This is a genomic window from Prevotella sp. tc2-28, from assembly GCF_900107705.1.
GTDB lineage: Bacteria > Bacteroidota > Bacteroidia > Bacteroidales > Bacteroidaceae > Prevotella.
Genome location: NZ_FNRE01000025.1, coordinates 1 through 10,319, shown reverse-complemented (window position 1 = coordinate 10,319; position 10,319 = coordinate 1). Strand labels below are relative to the sequence as shown.

Genomic DNA, 10,319 nt, shown 5'->3' with positions numbered 1-10,319 from the left:
TGCAAAGTTATAAATTTTTCTCTACATCTACAAGAAATCCCCCATTTTTTACTCGTTTTGAGTAAAAATGGGGGATGTTATGACAGGGGAAGATCCCCTGTGTCTTCAAGCCGTTTACTGCTTAAAATTCTGCTTGATTACCATGTCAACAAGTTGCATGCCGCCCGTCTCGTAAAGCTGATAACCTGTGTAGCTTGGGCTCTTGTCCATACCACCGAAGTCCATAAAGATGATGCCTACCGAACCGTTGTGAGTGTTCAGCCAGTCAGAGGTCACCTTATTTGCCGACACCGCATTCTCGCGATAGCTGTCAGAAAATGGTCCACCGAAGTAAGCCGATGGGAAGTTGATGACCCATGCGGGTTTCTCGGCGTTCATGTCACGCTTGGCTGCAGCTTCCAGCATACGCACTACGGCGTCGTCCTTTCCGGCACGGGTCGCTTTGCCCCAGTAGTCCTGAACCCATAGTGGAGTCTCTACACCATCGGCATCTGTGATGTGCCCCTTCATCTGCTTTTCCAGTTCTATGTCGTCTGTCCAGTTGTAGCAATATCCGCCAATGGGTTTCTCGGCATAGTTTTTCTTAGACAGTAGTAGCACATGACCACGCATCTCGCCTACGGTCAGACGGGGCTTGAAGTCGGCAAACAAGCTACGGAACTGGTTGCTGCTGATGAGTGCATTGAACTGCTCGGCCCATTCTTTCATTTTTGAGGTTACTGAGAGGTCTATCGTTACAATACAGAACTCGGTGGGGTTTGTTGCCAGGAATTGTTTCATCAACACGAAGAAATCGCTGACCAGCAATTTCGTCTGTGAGATGCCGTGAGAGCACCGCAACTCATAATTACTGTCAGCACCGACGACAAGCTCAGGGCGCAAGTCGAACACGCGCATACCTATCTTCAATTGTTCATTGATGGTCAGGTCTTGTGTCTTAGCCATCATTTCGGAGAAGATGCCCATCAGCTCCGGCGTCCATCCCTCTGCTGTTACTGCATCGTGACTGGCGGGAAGCGAGAGGTCGGCTATCAGTCGGCTGTCAGCGAGCTGCTTCATCCACTGGCTATGGTCAACGCCTTTAGGCTTGTAGTTGTCAACGACATACTTCTCCGAAGCACTACCGTTCTGCTCCAGCAGGTTGTTCAGAACTGATTCCATTTCCTCGTCAGCCAACACCAGCTCCAAATTCTGTCCGTCAACGCCCTTTGCCTGAAGGGTGTTGTCTGCATAACCTGCTTCCCAGGCTTGCGGATATTCCTGGTTGAAGTTATTCATCAGTGCCATGGACACCTTACCCTTCGAAAGGGAGTAGTTGAAGGCACCATAGCCCAAAATGCCCTGTGTCAGTACGGGACTTTCCTCGTCGTCAATGAAGAAACAGCGGAAAAAGCTGCCTCCTGTGGAACTTTCAAAGCGATAGATGTCTACCACTAAGTTGTAATTGATGGTGGCATCGCTGCCGTCCTCACTCTTTGCCGACCCTGTAGCCTCATACGCACAGTACCATGTTCCTTTGAGTCCATCTGCCGTCGGTCCTTGTTCAGAACCCGTGGCAGGAGAATCTTCGTTGCTGCTGCATGAAGTGAACAGTGTTGTCATTGCTACTCCAATGGTCAGAAGAGCAATGAACATTCTAATCATTTTTCTTGTTTTCATATTCTTTCTTGGTTTGTTGCTGCAAAGTTACACAAAAAAAGGAGAAAAAGAAACAAAAAAACCGCCGGATTCACATCCGACGGTTGCTTCTCTCAATTTTCTTTGAGTTCGTTAATTACTTAACGCTGTCAGCGGCAACGCTATCAGCAGCAGCAGTGTCAGCAGCTACTGTGTCAGCGCTATCAACAACTGCGATTGAATCTGAATCAACAGCCTCAGCCTGAGCAGTCTTGTTACCACATGAAGCGAAAGAAATAGCTGCAACAGCTACGAACATAAATACTAATTTTTTCATTTTTTTCTAGCTTTTTAAATCTGTAAAACAATCATTTGTTTATTAAAACGCTGCAAAGTTAGGCATTTTTTTGATATGTTGTTCCTTTTTTTTTGTTTTTTTTTAGGGTGTTTTTGTAACTTTTTCGCAAAACACTGAAAATCAGCAAATTACGAAATGTTAAAATTTCATGTAAAAATGACACTTATCCGATTTTTTGCAAAAATGCGTGAAAAACGCGTTTTTTTGTGTACCTTTGTAGCCGTTAAGGATAATACCTTATTATATATATGATAGATACATCTGTGTTTCAAGATAAACGGGCGGCTTATTTCACCCTGGGATGCAAGCTGAACTTCTCGGAGACTTCCACTTTCGGCAAGATGCTGAGTGAGATGGGGGTCCGTACGGCAGCGAAAGGTGAGCCGGCAGACATCTGTGTCATCAATACGTGCAGCGTGACCGATGTTGCCGACCATAAATGCAGGCAGGCCATCCACCGGCTGGTGCGTGAGAATCCGGATGCCTTTGTCGTGGTGACGGGCTGCTATGCCCAACTGGAACCCGAGAAGGTGAGTAAGATAGCCGGTGTGGACCTGGTGCTGGGTTCGAACGAGAAGGCCAACCTCATCCAGTTCCTCTCCGACGCTTTCATCAACCGGAGTGATACGCCGTCGTACAAAACGGTGAAGACGAAGGATATCAAGACCTTTGCGCCCAGTTGCTCGCGCGGAAATCGTACACGGTTCTTCCTGAAGGTGCAGGACGGCTGCGACTATTTCTGCACCTACTGCACGATACCTTATGCCCGCGGCTTCAGCCGAAACCCGTCGATAGCGTCGTTGGTTGCCCAGGCTGAGGAAGCCGTCAGCGAGGGCGGCAAGGAGATTGTGCTGACGGGCGTGAACATCGGTGATTTCGGAAAGACGACGAACGAACGCTTCTTGGACTTGGTGAAGGCACTGGATGGCGTGGAAGGTGTCAGCCGCTATCGCATCAGCAGTCTGGAACCCGACCTGCTGACCGACGAGTTGATAGACTACTGTGCACAGAGCCGCGCTTTCATGCCCCATTTCCACATCCCCTTGCAGAGCGGCAGCGACACCGTGCTGCGCCTGATGCACCGTCATTACGACCGGCAGCTGTTTGCCGACAAGATACACCGTATCAAGGAAGTGATGCCCGACGCCTTCATCGGTGTCGACGTGATGGTTGGCTGTCGCGGTGAGACTCCCGAGTGTTTCGAGGAGACCTATACGTTCCTAGATTCACTCGACGTCACGCAGCTGCATGTGTTCCCATACTCGGAACGCCCCGGCACTTCTGCCCTGAGCATTCCCTATGTCGTGTCGGATGCCGACAAGCGCGAGCGCAGTCAGCGACTGCTAGCTTTGTCGGATCAGAAGACCCACGCGTTCTACCAAAAGTATATCGGTCAGGAGGCTGAGGTGCTGTTCGAGAAGGCTACGCGTGGGCGAGCCATGCACGGATTCACGCGCAACTATATCCGTGTGGAACTGTCGCCGGCGATGGCCCGTGAGGACTATGACAACCAGTTGATTCAGGTGCGGCTGGGCGATTTCAATCATGATAAAACGGCATTGAAAGTAGAATGGATAAAGTAGCTATTGTCATCCTGAACTGGAACGGGGCGAAGATGCTGGCGCAGTATCTGCCCACCGTGCTGAACTACTCGCACGACGAGGCAACGGTCTATGTGGCCGACAATGCCTCGACGGACGATTCGCTCGACTTGCTGCGTCGTGAGTTCCCAGAGTGCAAGACCATCGTGCTGGACCGCAACTGGGGTTTTGCCGAGGGATATAACAAGGCGTTGGCACAAATCGAGGCAACGTATTATCTGTTGTTGAACTCAGACATCGAGGTGACGCACCACTGGCTGACGCCACTTATCGAATTCATGGACACCCATACGGAAGTGGCTGCCTGTCAACCCAAGTTGCTGTCCATCTACGATCGCGACAGCTTCGAGTATGCCGGAGCGAGTGGGGGATTCCTGGACCGCTATGGTTACCCTTTCTGTCGGGGACGCATCTTCGAGACCGTAGAACGAGACAACGGACAGTATGACTACCGGCAGGAAATACTCTGGGCGACGGGTGCCGCACTGATGATACGCTCGAAGGACTACTGGGAGGTGGGCGGACTGGACGGCCGCTTCTTCGCACATAACGAAGAGATAGACCTCTGCTGGCGACTCCGCATCCGTGGCCGCAAGTTGTATTGTCTGCCCGAAAGCTACGTCTACCACGTTGGTGGCGGCACACTGCCCAAGTCGAATCCGATGAAGACATTCCTGAACTTCCGCAACAACCTGACGATGCTCTATAAATGTCTGCCCGACAGCGAACTTGCCCACGTGATGCGCGTGCGTTGGTTCCTGGACTACCTGGCCGCATGGGAGATGCTGCTGCTGAAACGCAACTGGGGTGACTTCGTGGCTATCTTCAAGGCGCGGCGGGCATTTGCACGGTGGAAGAAAGACTTTGCTGCCGACCGGCAGGCCATCCAGCAGGGCAGGGTGGCACAGCAGATTCCCGAGCAACGGATGTTTTCCCTGTTGTGGGAATATTATGCAAAAGGGCATAAAAAATACTCAGATTTTTAATAATTGTTATTTTATTTGGTGTTTTGCTTTCCTTTTATTATCTTTGCAGGCGAATTTTTTAAGTTAACTCCCCCGTCGGTGCCTCGCGTAGGCACGGAATGGACTGACAAGACGACGGCTCTCGGGTTAGGGCTGGCATAGTTCCATAGGGAAATGTATAACATTCAAAACAACAAACAATTATGGCAGAAATGAATTTTGGTGGCGTTATCGAAACTGTAGTCACCAGCAAAGAGTTCTCACTCGAGAAAGCACGTGAAGTATTGAAGGATGAAGTTATCGCAGTCATCGGCTACGGTATTCAGGGACCTGGTCAGGCCTGCAACCTGCGCGATAACGGTTTTAACGTTATCGTAGGACAGCGTCAGGGCAAGACCTACGACAAGGCTGTTGCTGACGGTTGGGTTCCCGGTAAGACTCTGTTCTCTATCGAGGAGGCAGCAGAGAAAGGTACCATCCTTTGCATGTTGCTCTCAGATGCTGGTCAGATTCAGGTATGGCCTACCATCAAGCAATATCTGAAGCCCGGAAAGACGCTGTACTACAGTCACGGCTTCGCTATCAACTGGAGTGACCGCACGGGTGTCGTTCCCCCGAAGGATGTCGACGTCATCATGGTAGCTCCTAAGGGTTCTGGTACCTCTCTCCGCACTATGTTCTGCGAAGGTCGCGGTCTGAACTGCTCATACGCTGTTTACCAGGATGCTTCAGGCAAGGCCAAGGAGAAGACACTGGCCTTCGGTATCGGTATCGGTGCAGGCTATATGTTCGAGACCACCTTCCAGCGTGAGGCAACCTCAGACCTGACTGGTGAGCGCGGCTCACTGATGGGTGCTATTCAGGGTCTGCTGCTCGCCCAGTATGAAGTGCTGCGTGAGAACGGTCACACACCTTCTGAGGCCTTCAACGAGACTGTTGAGGAGCTGACTCAGAGCCTTGGCCCGCTCTTCGGCGCTAAGGGTATGGACTGGATGTACGCAAACTGCTCAACCACCGCTCAGCGTGGTGCACTTGACTGGGCTCCCCGTTTCCACGATGCTATCAAGCCCGTGATGGAGTGGCTGTACTACTCTGTAAAGACTGGTAACGAAGCTCAGATCTCTATTGACGCCAACTCAAAGGCCGACTATCGTGCCGGACTGGAGAAGGAACTGGAGGCTATGCGCAACCAAGAGATGTGGCGCGCCGGCGAGACCGTTCGTAAGTTGCGCCCTGAGTATCAGGAAGACTAAAAGATGTCTGAAGTAAGACGTAAGAACTAAGATTTTCATGGAGAATCTTGAGAAAATAACCCGCCTCGTGTGTGCCATTGCCCGCGAGGCGGGTTCTTATATCAGAAAAGAGCGTGCGGCATTCTCGCTGGACAAGGTAGAGCGCAAGCATGCCCACGACTACGTGTCGTATGTGGACAAGGGTTCGGAGAGGCTGATTGTCAGCAGGCTTCGGGAGGTCTTGCCGGAGGCTGGCTTCATCACCGAAGAAGGCTCAGCCGGACATACCGACGAGCAATACGTTTGGGTAGTTGACCCGCTGGACGGCACCACCAACTTTATTCACGGCTTTGCTCCCTATGCCGTCAGCATCGCCCTCTGTAAAGGTCGTGAAATCATGATCGGCGTCGTTTACGAGATTGTAGCCGACGAGTGCTTCTATGCTTGGAAAGGCGGAGGGGCATATCTAGAGGTGAGAGATAAGAGGTTAGAGGTGAGAGATGAGAGGTTAGAGGTGAGAAATGAGAGGCTGGAGGTGAGCAAGAGCACGATAAACGATGCGCTGCTCTGTCTGCAGTTGCCTTATAACAGCGATGCCTACAAGCCTGTCATCACCCGTCTTATACAGCATTATTACGGACAGGTGGGCAGTATTCGCATGATCGGTTCGGCCGCTATCGCCTTATGCTATGTGGCAGCAGGTCGGCTGGATGCCTATGCCGAGCGTTATATCGGACAGTGGGACTATATGGCTGGTGCGCTGATAGTTATGGAGGCAAAAGGAAGCGTCACCAACTATGCCGGTGACGCCTATTTCATGGAAGGTGACAGCGTGGTCGCCTCCAATGGTGTTGTCCATCAGGACTTGCTTATTTGTACAAGAAACGCTTGATGCTTCGCTTCGGCGTCTTCTCAAACTCTTCCTTACGGATTTCTATCTCCGTAATCTTCTCGTAGGCAGGCAGCAACTCGTTGAGTTGCAGACGGTTCTGCTCCATGATGTTACGGATGTCCTCGTCGTTGAAGCGCATGTTCTTGGCTTCGTCGTAATCGGGATAGATGAGTCCGACGAGTTTGTTGTCACGCTGTACGACGACACTCTCGACTACCATCGTCATGGAGTTGAGTTTGTCTTCGATTTCCTCGGGATAGATGTTCTGTCCGTTCGGACCCAGCAGCATGTTCTTGGAACGTCCGTTGATATAGACATTGCCGTCGTAGTCCATGGTGCCCAGGTCGCCAGTGTGATACCATCCGTCCTTGTCGATGGTCTCGGCGGTGGCTTCTTCGTTCTTGTAGTAGCCCAACATGACGTTCAGACCCTTGGCCATGATCTCGCCAGGAATCTCGGCAGGATTGACGGAGTTGATCTTTACTTGCATGTGATAGGCAGCCTGACCGCAAGAACCTTGGGCAAATGTCTGCCAGTCGCGGTAGCAGATAATCGGCGCACACTCTGTGGCACCATAGCCTACCGTGTAGGGGAACTCTATCTTTTTCAGGAATGCCTCCACTTCCTGGTTGAATGCAGCACCTCCGATGATAACCTCGTAGAGCTCGCCGCCAAAGGCCTTAACCACCTCCTGGCAGATTTTCTCACGTACCTTCTTGGAGATGACAGGCATGGAGAGCAACAGGCGCATGCGGTTGTTCTGAATCTTGGGGAATACCTTCTTGCGGATAATTTTCTCGATGACCAAAGGTACGGCGATGATAATCTTAGGCTTCACGTCGGCAAAGGCCTGTGCGATGATGGCAGGCGAAGGTATGCGGTTGAGGTAATAGACGTGACAGCCGTGAAGGAACTCGAAGATGAATTCGAAGGCCATACCGTACATGTGTGCCATCGGGAGAATTGAGATGACGCGGTCGCCGCGATTGATAATCTTTCCCAATACGTGCTCGGCAAAGTCATAGTTAGACCAGAGGGCACGATAGGGTACCATAACACCCTTGGAAAAACCCGTAGTTCCGGAGGTGTAGTTAATCATCGACAGCTCCTCACCGTTCTCCTCTATATAATAATGTACGTGTTCTTTTCTAAAATACTTGGGGAATTTCTTGCCGTACAACTCGTTGAGGTGCTCGCGGGCATAGGTGAGCTTATCGGTACGGGAAACCATTAGGGAATAGTCGGGGTTGTTGATGATTCCCTCCAGATGGGGCATCTGCATGGGGTCTATCTGCGTGGCCACATGGTCGCCCACGAAGAGCAGCTTGGCATCGGAGTGATTGACGATGTTGTGAATCTGGTCGCCAAGGAACTCGTGAAGGATGGGAACAGCCACAGCACCGTAGGTCAGGGTGGCGAGGAAAGCTACGGCCCACTGGCTGGAGTTGCGTCCGCACAGTGCAATCTTGTCACCTTTCACCACACCGCTGTTCTCGAACAGGATGTGCAACTTTTCAATCTTACGTGCTACGTCGTGGTATTGCAGGGTAGCACCCTTATAGTCAGTCAGTGCATCAAGATCCCAGTTGTCGATGATGCTCTGCTGTATCAGTTGGTTAAAACTGGGTACGTTTTCCATATAGTGATTATTTATATAAGTATCGTTTGATGCTCCGCTTCGGAGTCTTCATGAATTCTTCTTCTTGCAGTTCAAAGGCTTGTAACTTACTGTATACGGGCAGTCCGGCATTGAGTTCCTGACGGTTTTGTTCCATCACGTTCTCCAAATCCTCCTGGGTGAAGCCCATCTGCTTAGACTCCTCCATGTCAGGATGTACCAAGGCTACCAGTTTGTTGCCACGTTGTACGATCAGGCTCTCGCTGACTAGCGGCATTGAGTTCAGCTTGTCCTCAATCTCCTCAGGATAGACGTTCTGTCCGTTAGCGCCCAACAGCATGTTTTTCAGACGACCGCGGATGAAGATATGCCCGTCTGTAGACATAGTGGCAAGGTCGCCGGTATGGTACCAGCCTTCTTCGTCAATCGCCTTGCGGGTGGCTTTCTCATTCTTGTAATAGCCCAACATGACGTTTAGTCCGCGACAAACAATCTCACCTTCCACATGCTGAGGGTCAGGCGACAGAATCTTTACTTCCATGTTGGCGACGGGACATCCGCAAGAGGACGGTACGAAATCATGGTAGTCACTGAAAGAGATGAGCGGGGCACATTCCGTCGTTCCGTAGCCCACGGTGATGGGGAAATCAATGCTTTTGAGGAACGCCTCCACCTCCTGGTTGAGCGGTGCTCCGCCGACGATGACTTCGTAGGCACGTCCACCGAAGGCGGCATAAACCTCCTGACAGATACGCTCTTTCACCTTCTTCGAGACTACTGGCATCTGCAACAGGATTTTGAATACGTTGCTTTGTATCTTGGGGAATACGCGCTTGCGTATGATTTTCTCGATAATCAAAGGGACGGCTACTACGACGTCCGGACAGATCTCCTTGAAAGCCTCCGCAATGATGGCGGGGGAGGGCAAACGGTTGAGGAAGAACAAGTGATAGCCCGAACAGAAGGGGAACAGAAACTCTATGGCCATGCCGTACATATGTGCCATAGGCAGGATGCTCAGTGTACGGCTGAACTTGGGCATGTGGTTGCCCAGGAATCGCTGGCAGAAATCCACGTTGCTCCACAAGGCACGGTAGGGTAGCATGACGCCCTTCGAAAAGCCTGTCGTTCCACTGGTATAGTTGATCATGCACATCTCCTCGGGAGTGCCCTCGTACCACTGAAGATCCTCCTTACGGTAAGCATTGGGATACTTATGGCCGAACAATTCATTTAAATGTTCGCGTGCGTGCATGAGCGCATCGTTGCGACACGTGAGAAGCGAAAAGTCCGGCAGGTTGAAAATGCCCTCCAGATGAGGCATCTCCTCAGGGGTTATCGTCTTCACCACATAGTCGCCTACGAAAAGCAGTCTTGACTCGGAATGGTTGACGATGTTATGAATCTGTTCGCCGTTGAACTCGTGAAGAATCGGTACGATAACAGCACCATAGGTCAGTGTAGCCAAAAATGCTACTGCCCAATGTGCGGAGTTGCGTCCGCACACAGCTATCCTGTCGCCTTTCTGAATACCGGCTGCCTCCAACATGATATGCAGTTTCTCAATTTTGCGGGCTACATCGTGGTACTGCAAGGTAGTGCCTTTGTAGTCTGTCAGCGCATCGAGCAACCAGTTGTCTTTTATCGTTTTTTCAATGTATGAATTGAAACTTGGTATGTCGTTCATTGCACAATTTTCAAAATTTTGTGCAAAGGTAATTCATTTCTTGCACATTCGCAAAAATTTTGTGCAATTTCTTCTGTCTTAACTCTATAATATGCTTTATTTAACAATATTTCCGACTTTTAGAGTATAAAAGACAATATCGGGCACAAGAAGGCAATAAATGGAAAGATATTGCGTTAAATGGAATAAAACTTGCAAATTCCTTTCAGTAAACAATAATGAAAATCTCAGTAAAACTTGATAAACGTTATCGGTTATCAAACGGGAAATATAGCGTAAAATTGTCTATCTCTCGCAACGGAAAGACACTCTATATACCATTAGGCATTGAGATAAAAGAAGAGGACTG

At 50.4% G+C, this 10,319-nt stretch carries 9 protein-coding genes; 5 read left to right on the top strand and 4 right to left on the bottom strand.

Annotation, left to right across the window (positions count from 1 at the left end):
• Window positions 1–114: 114 nt before the first annotated feature.
• Both BLU47_RS14340 and BLU47_RS14335 read right to left on the bottom strand, forming a co-directional pair.
• The gene (locus BLU47_RS14340) at window positions 115–1,659 is read right to left on the bottom strand and encodes a PI-PLC domain-containing protein (protein ID WP_143025591.1); all 1,545 of its coding nucleotides are present in this window, start codon (window positions 1,657–1,659) and stop codon (window positions 115–117) included.
• A 115-nt stretch (window positions 1,660–1,774) separates the two neighbouring features.
• Window positions 1,775–1,954: a PG1828 family lipoprotein gene (locus BLU47_RS14335; protein ID WP_091964481.1), complete on the bottom strand. Its 180-nt coding sequence runs from the start codon at window positions 1,952–1,954 to the stop codon at window positions 1,775–1,777.
• 269 nt (window positions 1,955–2,223) lie between these two features.
• On the opposite strand from BLU47_RS14335, the gene mtaB reads away from it, so the two are divergent.
• The 4 genes from mtaB (at window position 2,224) to BLU47_RS14315 (ending at window position 6,665) form a co-directional block, all read left to right on the top strand.
• A complete protein-coding gene (gene mtaB, locus BLU47_RS14330; protein ID WP_091964478.1) occupies window positions 2,224–3,558 on the top strand; it encodes a tRNA (N(6)-L-threonylcarbamoyladenosine(37)-C(2))-methylthiotransferase MtaB in 1,335 nt (444 codons plus the stop codon).
• Window positions 3,546–4,562: a glycosyltransferase family 2 protein gene (locus BLU47_RS14325; RefSeq protein ID WP_091964475.1), complete on the top strand. Its 1,017-nt coding sequence runs from the start codon at window positions 3,546–3,548 to the stop codon at window positions 4,560–4,562. Before mtaB ends, BLU47_RS14325 begins: the two co-directional genes overlap by 13 nt.
• A gap of 182 nt (window positions 4,563–4,744) precedes the next feature.
• Complete coding sequence (gene ilvC / locus BLU47_RS14320) at window positions 4,745–5,794, top strand: ketol-acid reductoisomerase (protein ID WP_091964472.1); 1,050 nt, start codon at window positions 4,745–4,747, stop codon at window positions 5,792–5,794.
• Between the two features lie 37 nt (window positions 5,795–5,831).
• On the top strand, window positions 5,832–6,665 hold the full coding sequence (locus BLU47_RS14315) for an inositol monophosphatase family protein (protein WP_091964469.1): 834 nt from the start codon (window positions 5,832–5,834) through the stop codon (window positions 6,663–6,665).
• On the opposite strand, the gene BLU47_RS14310 is transcribed toward BLU47_RS14315, so the two are convergent.
• Together BLU47_RS14310 and BLU47_RS14305 are read right to left on the bottom strand one after the other, a co-directional pair.
• A complete protein-coding gene (locus tag BLU47_RS14310) occupies window positions 6,643–8,304 on the bottom strand; it encodes an AMP-binding protein (protein ID WP_091964466.1) in 1,662 nt (553 codons plus the stop codon). The two genes, BLU47_RS14315 and BLU47_RS14310, sit on opposite strands and share 23 nt — an antisense overlap.
• 7 nt (window positions 8,305–8,311) lie before the next feature.
• Complete coding sequence (locus BLU47_RS14305; RefSeq protein ID WP_091964463.1) at window positions 8,312–9,970, bottom strand: AMP-binding protein; 1,659 nt, start codon at window positions 9,968–9,970, stop codon at window positions 8,312–8,314.
• A 218-nt stretch (window positions 9,971–10,188) separates the two neighbouring features.
• On the opposite strand from BLU47_RS14305, the gene BLU47_RS15320 reads away from it, so the two are divergent.
• Window positions 10,189–10,319: hypothetical protein (locus BLU47_RS15320; RefSeq protein WP_218131552.1), on the top strand; the 131-nt coding region annotated here is incomplete at its 3' end.

Bases quoted from the DNA above. Each gene is read 5' to 3' on its own strand.
- BLU47_RS14340 (WP_143025591.1), bottom strand. From the start codon at position 1,659: ATGAAAACAAGAAAAATGATTAGAATGTTCATTGCTCTTCTGACCATT.
- BLU47_RS14335 (WP_091964481.1), bottom strand. From the start codon at position 1,954: ATGAAAAAATTAGTATTTATGTTCGTAGCTGTTGCAGCTATTTCTTTC.
- mtaB (WP_091964478.1), top strand. From the start codon at position 2,224: ATGATAGATACATCTGTGTTTCAAGATAAACGGGCGGCTTATTTCACC.
- BLU47_RS14325 (WP_091964475.1), top strand. From the start codon at position 3,546: ATGGATAAAGTAGCTATTGTCATCCTGAACTGGAACGGGGCGAAGATG.
- ilvC (WP_091964472.1), top strand. From the start codon at position 4,745: ATGGCAGAAATGAATTTTGGTGGCGTTATCGAAACTGTAGTCACCAGC.
- BLU47_RS14315 (WP_091964469.1), top strand. From the start codon at position 5,832: ATGGAGAATCTTGAGAAAATAACCCGCCTCGTGTGTGCCATTGCCCGC.
- BLU47_RS14310 (WP_091964466.1), bottom strand. From the start codon at position 8,304: ATGGAAAACGTACCCAGTTTTAACCAACTGATACAGCAGAGCATCATC.
- BLU47_RS14305 (WP_091964463.1), bottom strand. From the start codon at position 9,970: ATGAACGACATACCAAGTTTCAATTCATACATTGAAAAAACGATAAAA.